This is a genomic window from Bartonella silvatica, from assembly GCF_040545155.1.
Taxonomy (GTDB): domain Bacteria; phylum Pseudomonadota; class Alphaproteobacteria; order Rhizobiales; family Rhizobiaceae; genus Bartonella; species Bartonella silvatica.
This window is the reverse complement of sequence record NZ_JBEPLI010000008.1, coordinates 17,147-32,589: the sequence shown is the minus strand read 5'-3', so window position 1 is coordinate 32,589 and position 15,443 is coordinate 17,147. Positions and strand designations below refer to the sequence as shown.

The 15,443-nt window shown below is 37.3% G+C and carries 11 protein-coding genes and 1 tRNA gene; 8 read left to right on the top strand and 4 right to left on the bottom strand.

Annotation, left to right across the window (positions count from 1 at the left end):
* Nucleotides 1–236: 236 nt before the first annotated feature.
* Nucleotides 237–410, bottom strand: a complete 174-nt coding sequence (locus ABID23_RS04540; RefSeq protein WP_354189772.1) for a hypothetical protein — start codon at nucleotides 408–410, stop codon at nucleotides 237–239.
* A 3,803-nt stretch (nucleotides 411–4,213) separates the two neighbouring features.
* Between ABID23_RS04540 and ABID23_RS04535 the strand changes: the two genes are divergently transcribed.
* Nucleotides 4,214–4,765, top strand: coding sequence for a hypothetical protein (locus ABID23_RS04535; protein ID WP_354189770.1), 552 nt, complete (start codon nucleotides 4,214–4,216; stop codon nucleotides 4,763–4,765).
* A 727-nt stretch (nucleotides 4,766–5,492) separates the two neighbouring features.
* Here ABID23_RS04535 and ABID23_RS04530 read toward each other — a convergent pair.
* Entirely contained in the window at nucleotides 5,493–5,636 is a 144-nt protein-coding gene (locus tag ABID23_RS04530) for a hypothetical protein (protein WP_354189768.1), read from the bottom strand.
* 556 nt (nucleotides 5,637–6,192) lie between these two features.
* Nucleotides 6,193–6,345, bottom strand: a complete 153-nt coding sequence (locus ABID23_RS04525; RefSeq protein ID WP_354189766.1) for a hypothetical protein — start codon at nucleotides 6,343–6,345, stop codon at nucleotides 6,193–6,195.
* A gap of 2,039 nt (nucleotides 6,346–8,384) precedes the next feature.
* On the opposite strand from ABID23_RS04525, the gene bgtA reads away from it, so the two are divergent.
* The 4 genes from bgtA (at nucleotide 8,385) to ABID23_RS04505 (ending at nucleotide 10,752) form a co-directional block, all read left to right on the top strand.
* The gene (gene bgtA, locus ABID23_RS04520) at nucleotides 8,385–9,047 is read left to right on the top strand and encodes a gene transfer agent endolysin BgtA (protein WP_354189764.1); all 663 of its coding nucleotides are present in this window, start codon (nucleotides 8,385–8,387) and stop codon (nucleotides 9,045–9,047) included.
* On the top strand, nucleotides 9,044–9,265 hold the full coding sequence (locus ABID23_RS04515; protein ID WP_354189762.1) for a hypothetical protein: 222 nt from the start codon (nucleotides 9,044–9,046) through the stop codon (nucleotides 9,263–9,265). The genes bgtA and ABID23_RS04515 overlap by 4 nt, the downstream gene beginning before the upstream one ends.
* A 131-nt stretch (nucleotides 9,266–9,396) precedes the next feature.
* A complete protein-coding gene (locus ABID23_RS04510) occupies nucleotides 9,397–9,615 on the top strand; it encodes a hypothetical protein (RefSeq protein WP_354189760.1) in 219 nt (72 codons plus the stop codon).
* A gap of 255 nt (nucleotides 9,616–9,870) precedes the next feature.
* A complete protein-coding gene (locus ABID23_RS04505; protein ID WP_354189758.1) occupies nucleotides 9,871–10,752 on the top strand; it encodes an outer membrane protein in 882 nt (293 codons plus the stop codon).
* A 1,623-nt stretch (nucleotides 10,753–12,375) separates the two neighbouring features.
* Here the strand turns inward: ABID23_RS04505 and ABID23_RS04500 are convergent.
* A tRNA-Leu gene (locus ABID23_RS04500) sits at nucleotides 12,376–12,460 on the bottom strand.
* Nucleotides 12,461–12,682: 222 nt separating this feature from the next.
* Here ABID23_RS04500 and ABID23_RS04495 point away from each other — a divergent pair.
* The 3 genes from ABID23_RS04495 to ABID23_RS04485 all read left to right on the top strand — a co-directional run bounded on the left by ABID23_RS04495 (nucleotide 12,683) and on the right by ABID23_RS04485 (nucleotide 14,806).
* The gene (locus ABID23_RS04495; protein WP_354189756.1) at nucleotides 12,683–13,285 is read left to right on the top strand and encodes a YqaA family protein; all 603 of its coding nucleotides are present in this window, start codon (nucleotides 12,683–12,685) and stop codon (nucleotides 13,283–13,285) included.
* Between the two features lie 18 nt (nucleotides 13,286–13,303).
* Nucleotides 13,304–13,873 (top strand): disulfide bond formation protein B, encoded by a 570-nt coding sequence (locus ABID23_RS04490; protein ID WP_354189754.1) that lies wholly within the window; start codon nucleotides 13,304–13,306, stop codon nucleotides 13,871–13,873.
* 399 nt (nucleotides 13,874–14,272) lie between these two features.
* Nucleotides 14,273–14,806 (top strand): type II toxin-antitoxin system PemK/MazF family toxin, encoded by a 534-nt coding sequence (locus ABID23_RS04485; protein ID WP_354189752.1) that lies wholly within the window; start codon nucleotides 14,273–14,275, stop codon nucleotides 14,804–14,806.
* Nucleotides 14,807–15,443: the final 637 nt, after the last annotated feature.

Below are 15,443 nucleotides of genomic sequence, written 5' to 3'. Positions count from 1 at the left end.
AGCGACACGAGCATCCACCATAACATCTCTTTGGTTTTAAACAGGACACAGTGGTTCTCAAAAACCTCCTCTTTTATAAAACAATATTTTCTTGTTCTCTGAAACCTTGTCTGTTTTTATCAACGACTTTTCTACCATACCCCTTATTTTCATTGTAAAATTCTTCATGACATCATTGGGAGTTTTAAGCTTGAAAACACGAATAACAAATCACTGTTTTTTGAATTGCAAGACCATCACACAGACTGGACAACATAAGAAAAAACATCCTTCTCAACAGAAGAATAAAACATGAGAAAAGCACTTTTTTTTACTTCTCTCTCAATCATAATAAGACCATAAATTGATTGATAACGATCATTGATTATGTTGCATGTTAAATACCCCCCAACAGTGTGAGGTTCTCTCATCGCAAGTCCCTATATTGCATCAACCAAAGTCATTTTCTTGCACATCACAAGCGGGGCGCGCGTAGAGATAAAAACACGGGAAGTCAAAATGCCTCTTATAAATCGTCTCAATGCACCACCAATAACAATACAAATAAACTGGAAAATAGAATAACGGTGTCTATACTCTCATAAGCGCAAAGATGGTGACACGCCATGGCTTGTATATTCATTCACGAGCACCTCTATGACATGGACTGTAAAGCTTTATAACCCTTAAAAAGACACGAACTGGCAACACAATGGCGTTTTGTTACAATAGCATTTTATTTTGCATGAGAGCCGTACCCCAAAAGAACATAAAAACAAAAGTGTGAACAACGCATATCGTTCTTAAAAGACATTGCAGCAACTGCTTAAAATCGGAAAGCAGCATGAAAAAATGATGACAAGACAGAGAATGAATTTTCACCTTTATATCCTGCCTCCACCAAGCTGTTTTTCCATTTGAGAACTGAAAAAACAGAGAAAATGCTTTTGCCTGCATAGAGCATATGCAAACCACAACAGCAGAGAAAACAAATATATCTCAAAACATATTCGAGGCATGTCTCTGACTGTGCGTTCTCTTCTTGTTCTTGCAAACCATTTTTAAAACCAACACGTCACGATAAAACTGAGAAAAACAGAAAGAGTGCCCCTACCTGCATAGAGCATATGTAAACCACAATAGCAGAGAAAAACAAATATATCTCAAAACATATTCGAGGCATGTCCCTAGCTGTGTGTTCTCTTCTTGTTCTCGCAGACCATTTTTTTAAACCGACGCGTCACAATAAAACGCAGCACAAAAATGACAGGTAAGAATAAAAGAAAACACGCAAAAATCCATGCCAGCGGCTGTAAGATGATAAAAGAAATCCACTCATCTCCCCAGATAACCTGAACGCCTAAAGAAATGAGTGTTGGAACAACGGCTATAATCGTAGAGATATAGAATATGTTTTTATAATTTTTTTTGAAAGGGCGATAACTTTTTTAAAGGAAAGAAAATCATCATCCTAGCGAAACGTTAAATTCTTCTTTTTCATTTTTTTATACTTTTTTGATCTCAACTCAAGTGCTCACGTTGCGTTCTTTAAGCATTTTTTTGAGTTCCTTTTTCACTTTGTAATAAAGCCTCACACGCTTGATAAATCCATAATAAATGGTCACAGTCAGTGTGGTCAATAAAAGACTTATAAGTGTCCGAAACAGAAAATACATGATTTTAAATGTCACAAAACTCCCCATCACCTATCCCCTCTTGGTCCTCTCTTTTACCCTTCACGCTTGTCCCCCTTCACATATTGTATAGACAAACCGCCTCTATACAAAATACAAATTGCTTGATCACATGCTTCAAGAACATCTTGATTTAAGGGCTTCTTGTCAGTTCTGTATTTTTTAATGGTCCAGTCAATATCACGTTCATGGGATCTATAACATATCAACACCCCGTATAAAAAAAGTAACGATATAAAACTTGAACAACCAAATGAGAACGACACTCAACACACCTCTCCTATCGCAACAGTGGACAAAACAACAAAGCTACCATAACAAAAACAATAAAAAGAAATCCCTAACCAAGACCACATCAACTTTCAAAGCTATAATTTTCTATATGAAAGGGGACTAAAGAGCTGTATTAAATACACCATCCTATGCGTGCATTTTGCTCTCACGAGAATGAAATAAGCGCACTCTTTTTCATTTCTTAAAGCATATTTTTTCAAACATACTGAACAATGACCATGCACAATGGTTGAAAAAAGCCCAATGATCAGCATAGAAAATATCACAGCTGTTATAATGCGACCACGCTTAATATTCTATGAACCATATCGTTTTCTTTTTCATTTCAAAAAAGACAAACTTGGTATCTCATTAAAATTTGGGGGTCGGGTCTAGAGAATTAATAAAACCAATAAGCCCTCTATTGCTACCAGAGGGCTTTAAGCAAGGTTCAAACATTGGGGTTAACAATGTCGATAAAAAACAAGAAACGAAAATGAGCGAATTTAAAAAACGTATTAAATATGCCAATACAAATAATATAAATAACATTAATAAGATTAGCAAAGAATTGAAAAAATGGTAACGCCAAAAAAAATGAAGCTTTCAATTTAATACATACCCTCAAAATGAAAAACAATTTCATAAATATATTAAAAGATTAAAGCGAAATGTCATTTATATCTTGTTTAAATTTTCTATATTGATTTGCAAATGATTAAGAATTTTTAAAAAGTCCTTTTTAGATAAAGAATGTGTATTTAACCTTATTGTTAAATAGGAAGGACTTTTGTTTAATACTTTTCCTGATAAATGATAGGCCGCTATATTATTTTCTTTAAGATATAATTTTAAGTTATCTAAAAGTTTCTTATCAACTATTTCCGTCATGTTACCTCACTTGATTTGAAAATAATAGTAATAATAAGTGTCAATAAAAAAATTAAATTTTTTTATTATTATGATATAATTCACACTATCCATCTTACCAGTATCTTAAACACATGCTTCCAATCTCTGCGTCATTTTTACTGTTTATGGGATAGCTTTATTGGGGTATGTATAGAAAGAGTATAGATAAAGAAAACAATGCCAAAACAAAAATGCCCCATCATATCAATAAATGACAACGATTGATCATCCCCGATTGTCTATCTGTGTCATAGAGGCCCTCTGTTTACATCATAAAAGCACCATAAACATTGAGGATAGGGGAAACACAAAAAAACGATATCCATTCAATATTGTCTTATCATCTTTTTTTTAAAGACCGATCTCAAAAAAACGAAAACCTCTTTAAATTCTTGAAAAAACAAACGCTTGTTTAAAGAAGCCAAATGATCTGCGAAATTAAATGAGGGGTCAAAGACGCAATTTTCCATCGCATAGGAATCCGATAGTCATACCTCTTCGTTTTTAAAAATCAGAAAAAAGCACGCGCAAAGACTTCACAAAGAACATCGTCTCTGACACGTCTTTCTTCTCAGATAGAGTCTCTTGCCAGCACGATTGCGGCATTTACAAACCCAACAAACCGTTACAATACAAACCTAACAAGCCAGCACATCATTTCTCTTAAAGAAAACCGCCCTTTTCATGCTATTATCTCAAAAATTGCGTATAGTATCATGATAAGGTGCCGTTTTATCAAACAGTAAAATTGCAGGAGACACTCATTCTGTTCCTCTATAAAGGAGAAATTTCAAGAAAAAAGACAACGATACCCCCCCCTCTCCTTTTATCATAAACATTGTCTTATCAGTCTATTCTTGATAATTTATTTGAAAATCCACCATTTTTATGGTAGAATAATAAAAGTAAAAAGTTTATTTTTTTAAACTCTATTCTGGTTAAAAAAGAATAGAATTTATCCTAAAAAGGATAGAAAAATATGCTTATGGCGTGTACCAAACATTCCAATTATCATCTGCCAAACAGAGGAAAAAATAAAACAGTCTGTGCAAAATCATAGTGAATTGTTTTCTTTTGATATCGGTTGGTTTTCTCATTTTAGCTGTGCAAAAGCTCTTTTAAGGAGCAAAACTTGCTCTCAATAACAAGAATAAGCAATATTCGTAAATATGTAGAGAGGTTATTTTCCATAACAGGTTTTTCTTGCTTAAAATCAACGCAACCAGCATACAGTCTTCTCTTTTATCGCCATTCCTCTTTCTAAAGTTTTTGTGCAGAATGCATTTTTTCGAGTGCTTTGTTCACGACCTTTTTCTTTCAATCGACAATTTCTTTTAAATTCAAATGGTAGTTTCATGAAAATCGGTAAAAAACGCGGTAGACCACGCATAACAGGCAAACGAAAAGAACCCAATGGCCGTATTTCACGGGCAAAAAATACACACACGCCGCCTCCACAAGCAACGATAGAAATGCGTGCCAAACACTTTGGTTTATCGATAGAAGAAGCCAAAAACCCTCTTTCGAGTTCCTATATTGGTCGACTCTGTTTGCTTGGATATAAAGATGCAGCATCCGGCATAAGCAAAGATCAATATGATGCAGCACAACGTTATCTTCAAATGAGAAACGACTATTTATGTGCCAAAGGTTTTCCGAATGGTTATTATGACGACTTTACCCATACAGCAGATGAAAAGGCTAAAAAGCAGTGGATTAAGAGAGCCACGGATCACTACGAGGAAATAAAAGCCCTTATTCAAGAGACCCAGCACCAATACCGTCAACATAATTTTTATGCAGCATTAGAATATATTGTTATCGAAGATCAAGCGCTACCCCATTTTGTCAGTTCACTCCGTATGATTCTGAACGTGCTTCATAAATATTTTGAAGGCTTAAATTAACACAGTGGCACCCATAAAAGTGCCTTTCCATGGGAATAAAAACATCATGAGACGAGAATAAAAGAAATAATTCTTCAATCTTAAATCCTTGTAGGAAAAAAGAAAATTCCTATGATGAATTTGTAAAAAACACGCAGCTCACCACAAACATCAAAACGCGCCCCAAAACACGATGATAGCACTCATAAAGCCCCCCAATGTCTTTAAAAAAACCCAACAATTTTAGAAAAATGCACATCAAGAATAGAAATATTTCCTGAAGCCATGAAGCATGATCAATATCCATTCATTCACTTATTATTTTCCCCCTTATTTTAATTGACCAGACACAGAACAGTTCTCTGTAAGAGCAACATAAGCCCCTTGTATCAATCAGAACGGATCACTCAAGCCCCTCCCATTACCAAAATACTCCAAACGCCTCCCTCCAAAACCCCAAACACATCCTGCCAAAACATATCTCCTCTCCAAGAGCCATAAAACACCTCTCCCATAACCAAAACTTCCCCAACGCTCCATCGCCCATCATCGCGCCCCTACGCGGAATATTCAGTTTGCACAATGAATCTATAACATCTAAAAATAGCCCCCAGCTTTTCTCAACAGATAAGACAAAGAAACCAACCTTTTTACAAAGTGATGAAGATTGAAGAAGCTTCCGCCTATAAAGCAGGAAAAAAATAAACCTAAAACACTAAAACAACACGCTCAATGAAAAAGCAGCAAATTAAGAGAAGGAAACGAATTTCTTAACAACCATAACCCCCTCCCATAACCAAAGCTCCCCAAACACCACAGCAAAACACTCCAGCCCGCCTATCATCCCCCCCATCCACAAAGCTGTGACCAACGCCTCGCGGCGCCAAAACATATCTTCTCTCCAAGAACCATGAAACAGCCTCTCCAAAAGCCATCCCTCACGCACTTTCAAAACTTCATATCCAAACAATACACTTGACCATCTCATCTTTGTAAAACCAGCATTTTCGTTTCAAAAAGAAGGAGCAACCACCCTGTCTTTATCGGCAAAACGTTTTGTTTCAAGCAACAAACGTTGCTATACAAGACAAGAAAAATGTCACCCCGCAGACAGATAAATGGTTGCTCCATAAATAGCCCATTGTCTCAAATAAAAAACGCAAAATTTCACTTTTTCATTGACAATATGTGAAAAATCGTATTTAATGATGTATGCGGGGCGTGTGTTTTTGCGCTTAAATTTCATAATTATATATCTGTCTTTTATCATTTTATTGCGTGTCTAGCATCGTCCTGTAAAGCGATACTGCAGGGTTATGCAGATCAAAAGGGCAGCGCTGTGGTGCCCCTTTCAGCCTTTCATTTTCATCAACCATAGAGAAATTTTATCAACCGTGCATACAACCCGTGCATAAAAGTGTAAAATGGAAAAGAAGGAAACAAATTGCTTAAAAACCATGCCTACCCTCCCATAACCAAAGCTCTCTCAATGCCCCAGCCCCGAGATCATTCTGCCCATCTACAAAGCTGCCGCCAAAGCCTCGCGGTGCCAAAACGTCCCTCCTCTCCAGAAGCCATGAACCAACGCTCCCCAAACACACCAAACGCTCCAGCCATCATCGTGCCACTATGCGGAATATGCAATTTGCACAATGAATCTATAACAATCTAAAAATAGCCCGCAGCTTTTCTTAACAGATAAGACAAAGAAACCAACCTTTGTACAGAATGATGAAGATTTAAGAAGCTTTCATCTGTAAAGCAGAAAAAAATACATCTAAACATTAAAACAACGCGCTCAATGAAATATAAAAGGAAGAAAAATATAAAAAGAGGGAAAGAAGATACAAATATAAAAGCAGGAAAAATTCTCACATGAGAAAACACTTTAAGAAAACAGAGCACAATGGTTGATGTCAAAGCATCTGACACGAAGAAAACGCATAAAACCATTTTTCATAAAATTTTTTATTTTGACATATCCAGATGAAGTGGACAATACACTCAAACGGCTGATTTTATAGATGTCAATAGAAAGAACACACAAGTCTTGAACTTTAAGAGGTCTATACTTTCCATTTAAAAGGGTTTCTCAAAAAAATAAGGATGATTTTAATGACCTCCTCACCACAAAAGGTAAGAGGATCATAAATGCCAAAACATATTTCAATCACAATGAAAAAATTATACTGAAACCCCGATGAAGAATAAGGAAATTCATATGATGAAACCACACGAGACAACAAACTCTGCCCCCAAGTTCACCCAATCGCAAGCAAGTAAGCAAACAATGGAATCATGAGAAAAGCTTTCTACCCATGGAAAACCATTCACCACCACAAAAAAAATATTCCACAATGAAACATGAAAAAATATGATTACACACTGAAGCCATGATAGGCTGAAAGGCAAGACGACTTAAAGGCAATGGCTTTTATGCCAATACAGACCGAAGGCTCATACCTACCCTCCATAGACCAAGGAAATTATGAATATCTCGCAATGAGTGAAACGAACGCCTCACGACCTTTGTATCTCAATCAAAGAAAGCCTGAAAGAGAAGGGCACGTCCTCTAGACTTATCATTAACACAACAGAAGGTTTACTTTACGGTGATTGGTCGCAAAACCATAGATGAAAAAATATTTTAATGCTTTTTGAGCCTGCATCATTCAATGATGAGACAAGCTTCTTGCTAACTATCAGAATACCACGCACCATCCAACGTCAACAATGACCTGCATGTTATGATCCAAAGTAGAGACGAGTATTCAACAGAGCTCCTCTGAATGGGAAATGTTTGTTGTTTCAAACATCCTCTTGCATCTGCTCCATCAGAAAGAAGATACCATATGATGACGTAAAAGCAATATGGCAGTACCATCAGCTAAATACGAACCTTCCAACACGTCTTTACAAACACACACGATGACAACGACACCTCAAGGAATGAATCGAATTAAAAGATTCGAAAATGAAAAGATCCATCAAAAAATGAAACATTTTCTGAAAGATTTGAGAAAAACTCAGTTGAAGGAGAAAAACAATTTTTCCTCTCCATAAACAAAGAAAGACCGAATATATCATTATGATACAAGTTATGGTGCAAAAGCAAAAGTCGCATATGCGAACAGCCCAAATGTAGAATTTTTGAGGGCGATAACCAATCATCAAAGTCCCTCTACATGCCCCTCAATTATGAGTTTGGTTAAAAGACAAACAATCTACATCCCTTTCAGCCACCCCCTTTCAATCACACAACAAACCGAGAACATCAGTGCAAAGCAAAAGCCCACACCATGCAACAAAGCGTACGGACCAAAAAGCCCAAAGATCATCCACGAAAGCCAAAACGCATTATGAAAATAATGCAGTTTCACATCTTTTTGACCGGGCGCGTTCTGACTATTCTGGCTACTCGTGTCTGGCTACTCATTTCTGACAGTGGGCTGGTACGGAGTTGCTGCGAACATCCAGCGACTAACTTTTGACTGCAGTTTTCTAGCTGCTAGCGTCTGGTTTCTAACTACAAGCGACGAACTGCTGATGTCTGCCTTCTCGTTGCGAGAAGAAAGAAAAAATGTCTTTTAATCTATCAATCTGCCTCACCTGATGTGGGGCTTTTTTTATGGAGGAGCTTATGCGAAAAATATCACAAGAAGGGCTTGCCCTAATTAAACAATGGGAAGGTTTACGCTTAAACGCTTATAAAGACGCCATTGGGGTGTGGACTATCGGTTATGGACATACAAATATGGCTGGAAAACCTTTAATTCATGAAGGCATGATCATCACTGAGAAGCAAGCAGAAGAACTACTTTGTCAAGATTTACAACAATTTGAAAATGCGGTTGAAAGCGCTGTGACTGTTTCCTTAACCGATGAACAATTCGCAGCCTTGGTATCCTTTTGCTATAATGTGGGAACAAAAGCCTTTTGCAATTCCACCCTTTTAAAGAAACTCAATAAAGGGGATTACGAAGCTGTGCCCACCGAATTACAAAAATGGACCAAAGCCAGTGGAAAACGTTTACAAGGTCTTGTCCACCGTCGGGCAGCAGAAGCAGGCTTGTGGGCGAAAAGAGCGTATATTTCTTCGAATTACCAAACAGTCGAAACACAAGCACCAACAGCAGCTTTCAAAGCCGAAGCTCTAGCGCCAATCATCGGCTCTTTTTCTGGGCTTGGAGGCTTATTAGCCGGCAATGGTCCTGTTCAATGGGCGCTTGCTGCCATTATGGTTTTAGCGGCTGGAGCTGGCATTTTCTTTGTTGCCAAACGCTTTCAGGAGCACCGTTTATGATCTGGATAAAAAGAAATCTCATTCTCATAGGAGCGGCTTTGGCCGCTTTTTTTATGGCTTTGGCAAAAGCTTTTACCCTTGGAAAACAGGTTGCCCAGAAAAAGCAAACAGAAGAAGCTCTCAAAGCAGCCATAACACGATTAGAGGTAGAAAATGAAATCAATCAGAAAAGTGATGCTGATGTGCGTGCTGCTCTCTCTGACTGGCTGCGCAAATAATAAACACACAAGCTGTATTGGCTGGTTACCCATTTATTTAAGCCAGCAAGATATCAACGCCATCAGTCCCAATTTAGCAAGAGAGATCTTAAAGCATAACCAGCAGGGTGAACGTATATGTGGGTGGAAACATGGCCAAAAGGAAAACTGAAAAACATGTAGAGTTGACAGAAGCAGAAAAAAAAATGCTTCAAGAAATGATCGTCACTTATAAAAATGTGAAAGTCATGTCTCGTTATATGAAGTGGATAGCCTTTTTCATTTTTTTGCTTATTCTTGACTTTGCACGCTTCATGGATGCCGTTGATGATGTCTTAGCCCATTTAAAACAATGGCTCTCAAAGAATTAGACATTCACTCTTATACTCTTGTGTGGATGAAAATCTTCTTTCAACGAAGAAAAAACGTAAAACGCACGATCAAACAAATTTTTGAAACACTTTCTACACTGATTGACCGCTTATTCTAGCGTCAAAAAACATGTGCTCATTTTAAATTCTTTGGAAAAAGAAAAAATCATATAGTATTTTATTTTATACAGATATAGATTTTTTTACCAAATCATGATATCGCATTGTATTTTAAATATGGGGTTATATAATTTTATGAATACAAAATGTTTAATTTTAGCATCTCTTCTCGCCTTCCTTGCAGTATCAAATGTACAAGCAGCTGATACTGTTGTTCTTTCGAAACCCAATACGCCTGCTCTTCCCAAAGCGAGTATTTCACCTGTTATTTCTGCTCCAGCATTTTCATGGAGTGGTTTTTATCTTGGAACACAAATTGGTAATTTTTCAAGTAAAAGCGATCTAAATTACGCCAAAGATGCCCGTACTGGAAAATGGGATTGGGTTGATAGAGAATTATCACCCAAACCATCAGGATTCATAGCAGGCCTTTATGCCGGCTCTAACATTGAACTGGGTAATAGCTTTATCTTTGGTATTGATATGGATATGGCTTGGTCTGATAAAAAAGACACCAAAACGGGTAACGAACAGAAAATTACAGAAGATCTTACTTCTATTAACGTCGCCTTTAAAGAAGCGGGTATCCCGATTAACAGACCTGGGGCAGATGATGAAACGATTCCCAATTATGGTGATATCGTCATAAGCAGTGTGACTTTGAAAGAAAAATGGGTCGGTGCGACACGCGCACGGATTGGTTTTTCTTGTGATCGTTTTATGCCTTATGTTTCTGGTGGTGTTGCTTATACACAGGTACAATACACCATGTCACTTTTATCAAAGTCACAGGAAGATCCATCGTTTATCTTCGCGTCTGGTGATGTTTTAGATAAGACAGAAAAAATGGTTGGTTACACCCTTGGTGGTGGTGTTGATATTGCAATAACGGATCAAGTTATTTTGCGCACAGAATACCGTTATTCAGATTTTGGTAAAAAGGAATTTGCAAAGGATAAACTTGATATTCACTATAAAACCAATGATTTCCGTATTGGCGTTGGATATAAATTCTAGTCGAATATACACTCTCATGTAATTTAAGATGAACTTTCTAAAAACCCTGATTTTATCAGGGTTTTTATCTTTATCCATGAAGATCATGAAGTTTTAAAAAATTCCTTTTCAAAACATACAAAAGAAACCTATCCATAAAACTTACATAACTCTTTTACACGACAATATGAGAGAGAGAGCGGTGCTATATTCTTCACATTTTTGTGATAGAGAATCATCCATATTGATTTAAAAGGAAATGACGTTAAAGTCGGTATGTTTTTAACTTCACTTTTAAATTTTCCACTCGAGAGGAGCCGATAACTAAATACCCCGCACAATAAACTAAAGCCACCAAGACAATTTCAAATGGTATCGATCAATGTGCAGACGATAGAGATATTTGTATTCTTCCATCTTATTCATACGAGTAAAAACCATGAAAGTGAGAAAATCTCATCTCTTTCACAATGATTGCTAAAAAGAAGTTTTAACACCATTTTGTCAGTCTCATGACTGCCCCCTCAAAACTTCACCGGATGACATAAGCACAGTGAATATAGCCATATTTATAACTTTGATTGATCTGCCTTTCACTCTAGAGAACGAATTTTTTCACCCGAAAATCTGTCATGGACATCATCGTTCAAACGCTCCCTTCGTCCCATAGTTGGTAATCTCACACCCTCACTTTATCACCCATCATTCGTGAGAACACCACCAAATCAAAAGAACAAATCATGACGATACACTTCTAAACATGGTGTTCAACATCATAGATTCATGTTCTAACAATTATTATTTTCTCTCTTTGCTTTATTGAAAAGAAAATAAGAATTAAACAGAAACAAGATTGTTATTTTTATAACAAGCGATTGATTTACCTACACTTTATCATAGTTCCATTTGTACAAAGAGCATGTTTCATAAATAGAAAACATATTGCGCTTACAGCCTATTTCCATAGGTTTTGCTCTAATGACATCATTGACGCACACAAGCAAACAGCCCTCCAAAAACCATTCTATTTCATACAATGGGGTGACAAGCAGAGCATGCCTATTATCATGTTCACTATATATCTCTCTACCGTCATCTTAACATTTCCATAGCTCTCCAAGATAAACAACACATCCTTTAAAACGAAGGAAAATATGCAGAGAAATATTACTAGCCCCCTCTCAACATGGTGTTCCATACAAACCATGCCTTAAGCTTCACCCCTGTCGCTTGTTACTTTTTCCGTTAACGAATCAGATCAAGCGCTTGAAACAGTACAAAAAGCTTTAGCCTTAAGTCTTGCTTCTAAAGATACAACACGACAAAAGCCTTATCCCATTTCACAATGCTTTTTATTGAAACGGAAATGAAAAACCTAACGTCCTTGATTCTGTGCAGTTTTAATAAGTCATAGTCCAGCACACTCTACATATTAACCTTGAGATGAATTTTTGACAGATAAGGCGGATAATCGATCAAATGTTCTTGTTTTCCTCATCACTTTTTAAACCAGCCATTGTGCTTTTAACAGATTCACCCAATATCAAAAGCGTCTATAAAAATAATGAAGGAAATAAAAACAACAACTTATAAACAAAACAAGATAAACAACACCACCACGTGATATTGTAGAAAATCTATAAGTGGTGCGGGTGGTCGGACTCGAACCGACACTCCTTTCGGAACCAGATTTTGAGTCTGGCGCGTCTACCAGTTCCACCACACCCGCACATTATGATCATGGACAGACTTGCCCATCATTTCCTTGCACTATATGAAGAAGAATAGATTCGTCAACATAGATTTTTTGTTTTTTAAAAATCTTGCTTATTATTGCTTGATCGCTTCTGATAAAGTTTTGTGTTGAGATCTTTTTTTGAGGTCTTTTTTGCATGAGCTTGATGCAGCATCATTTGTTATTTTTTTACCTATTCACTTTATGAAATCACCCATGATATTGAACAGACTAAAGCTTTGGACGGTTTCTTTAGCGAATCGGCGTACAGCGACACATTGGCTTGGTTTTATTGCTTTTATTGAAAGCTCTGTTTTTCCAATTCCCATTGATGTTTTATATATCCCTATGACCCTTGTTCATCCCAAGCGTGCCTATCGTTATGCTTTTATTGCAACGATATGCTCTGTTTTGGGAGGAATTTTTGGTTGGTTTATTGGGCATTTTGCCTATGACACTCTCGCCAAACCGATTTTAGAGTTTTATGGAAAAGTGGAAAGTTTTCAAGCTTTAAAAAACAGTGCAACCTTAGAGTTTCTTATCCTGTTACTGATCACTTCAGGTTTTTTACATCTTCCACCTATCAAAATCGTCACGATTTTGGCAGGTGTTGTGGGTATTCGTCTCGAACTTTTTATCCTTACCTGTATTTTTGCACGGGGTGCTCGTTTTTATCTTCTTGCATGGCTCATCCAGCGTTTTGGACAACACGCAATGAATTTTCTCTACCAGCACTTCAAATGGATTATCTTGATTTGTTGTGTTACTGTGCTGTTGCTTTATGTGGGCGTGCTGTTTTTTTTAAAGAAACAGCTTTAATTTTAAGGAATGCACTCAATGGCACATATTTTTACTCAACACGTTTTTCGAGACCATTTTTATAGACGTCCCCACAAAAAAGAGCTCATTTTTTGGTCTTTTTTTCTCATGTTCTGTATTTCCACAACGCTCGGTCTCGCATTGGGTTTTGAATATATTGGCGGATATCTTCCTTGCGATTTATGCCTTATTGAACGTTTTCCATATTATGGTGCTCTTCCATTTTTGATTTTAGCAATTTTTGGATCATTTTTTTTCCGCCTATCCTCTTGGGTACAGCTTTTATTTTTATGTGTTTTTGTCTTAATGTCCATCAGTTTTATTTTAGCGGTATATCATGCCGGTGTTGAATATGGCTTTTGGCCCGCCCCGCGCAGTTGTGGCTTAAGCGCGATAAGAAGAACAACAGACGTCAACCAGCTGTTTGAACATTTGAGCAACATCCATCCCCCTTCTTGTTCTGAAGCTTCTGCCCGCTTTCTTTTTCTCTCATTTTCAGGATGGAATGCCGTGGCAAGCTTGTTCTACATGCTTTTCAGTTTTTACATTTTTTCAAAAGGACTTCTTTCCAACTCTAAAAAACAATAAAGACAAAACAACAAGCAGGCAATATTTTCAACATGCCTGCACACGCCCCAACACCAGCATTTTTCTCACAGCACCAAAGCTCCTCCACCTTTGCTGAAAAACTTTCCACCCCACACATAAAAAGCCTCACCTTCTCCACTCATGACTCGTTTTTTGGGCGCGGTGACAAATACCCAAATGCTCCTTTAACAGAAAGAAGACCTGACCCCTCCTTAAAACTCTGTTCCTTAAAGCCAAAAAAGCTCTTGCCCAACACCAGCGTTTTTTTACAACCTCAAAATGAATGCGTTTTTTCCTCTCTGTACTTATGCGCAATATTTTTATAGAAGCCATAAAAGAGAAGCTTCAAAATACACAGCAATAAGTGGGGGGACCAACAAATACGAATAGTCTGCTCACATGCCTGAGGATAAAAACAACACACCTGCCGTTACGCCTTCACCTTTAACGTCTTCAGTCGATATATGCCAACTTGAAGAACCGCATGTCAGGATGGAACATAATTTCAATGTATGGCGTGAACATACACTGAAGAGAGATTTGAATTCTCCTTACCAAAAACCACCTCATATAAAACCACGACTCAAATCAGCCCCACGCATTCGACAAATTTTTTGGTGCGATTTCCCTCATGATGCCATATTACCTGAATTTTGGAAAAAACGACCTGTTTTAATTCTCTCTAAAAATGCAAAATTATATGGAAACGTTACGATTTTGCCTTTTTCAACAAAATCACAACCGAATAATCCAGCCGCCTACCCATTGCAGTCTCCGATAGAACGTAAAAAAGCGTGGATTATCTGCAATTATATCACAACAATTTCAGTCAGCCGCTTAAGCTGCTCACGAAGCATTCCAAGATTATCCGAAGAAGAATTCCATAAAGTTGTAGCGCTGATGCTCAAATATTTACCACGTTGCTATTATTAACTTTTTCTGAAAAAACGATTGCATTTTTTGTACAACTGATTGACTTTTTTTCGAAATACGCATATATTTCTTATCATATACGGCATCAGCAATGGTGGCCGCTTCCCCTTCTTCGGAAGGGGAGATAGGAACGAAGGAGTGGGGCACTGCTCCTTTCGTCATTTTAGGCACCTCTTTATGCGGTATCTCTTTATCGCTTATTTTGGTAAGTGGTTCAAAGAGTCTTTTGAGAAAACCGATTCTTTGCAAATATTTTTATTGATTAACGCCCTGTTGTTTCTCATATGTCAACGTTTCGATCTCAAAAGCATCTATAGCCAGCATCTATAAAGCGGCATGAACACTCTTGATCAATCTTTTTGGATCATTCTCTTATTCAAGTTTAAAAGACACATTCTTTTAAAAACAGTCCGTTAGATATACCCCCAGCACAATTCTCTGCTCCATATCTTCAATACACCACACACTTCAAGAGAGCTCTATAATGGGCTGCTCAACACCAGCCTCTCACACTAAAATCTCAATCATCTCTCTTTCAACACGCCTTCAATATCCCCCTCCTATTTTTTTCAATAGATTATATATTTTTTCCATACACTCTCGCCTATTTCTCTCAAACGCTTCCCTATAAACTTCA

What these genes read in the sequence shown, in the direction of transcription:
- ABID23_RS04515 (WP_354189762.1), top strand. Translation starts at nt 9,044, where the DNA reads ATGATCTGGATAAAAAGAAATCTCATTCTCATAGGAGCGGCTTTGGCC.
- ABID23_RS04530 (WP_354189768.1), bottom strand. Translation starts at nt 5,636, where the DNA reads ATGTTTTGGCGCCGCGAGGCGTTGGTCACAGCTTTGTGGATGGGGGGG.
- ABID23_RS04490 (WP_354189754.1), top strand. Translation starts at nt 13,304, where the DNA reads ATGGCACATATTTTTACTCAACACGTTTTTCGAGACCATTTTTATAGA.
- ABID23_RS04495 (WP_354189756.1), top strand. Translation starts at nt 12,683, where the DNA reads ATGATATTGAACAGACTAAAGCTTTGGACGGTTTCTTTAGCGAATCGG.
- bgtA (WP_354189764.1), top strand. Translation starts at nt 8,385, where the DNA reads ATGCGAAAAATATCACAAGAAGGGCTTGCCCTAATTAAACAATGGGAA.
- ABID23_RS04505 (WP_354189758.1), top strand. Translation starts at nt 9,871, where the DNA reads ATGAATACAAAATGTTTAATTTTAGCATCTCTTCTCGCCTTCCTTGCA.
- ABID23_RS04485 (WP_354189752.1), top strand. Translation starts at nt 14,273, where the DNA reads ATGCCTGAGGATAAAAACAACACACCTGCCGTTACGCCTTCACCTTTA.
- ABID23_RS04510 (WP_354189760.1), top strand. Translation starts at nt 9,397, where the DNA reads ATGGCCAAAAGGAAAACTGAAAAACATGTAGAGTTGACAGAAGCAGAA.
- ABID23_RS04535 (WP_354189770.1), top strand. Translation starts at nt 4,214, where the DNA reads ATGAAAATCGGTAAAAAACGCGGTAGACCACGCATAACAGGCAAACGA.
- ABID23_RS04540 (WP_354189772.1), bottom strand. Translation starts at nt 410, where the DNA reads ATGAGAGAACCTCACACTGTTGGGGGGTATTTAACATGCAACATAATC.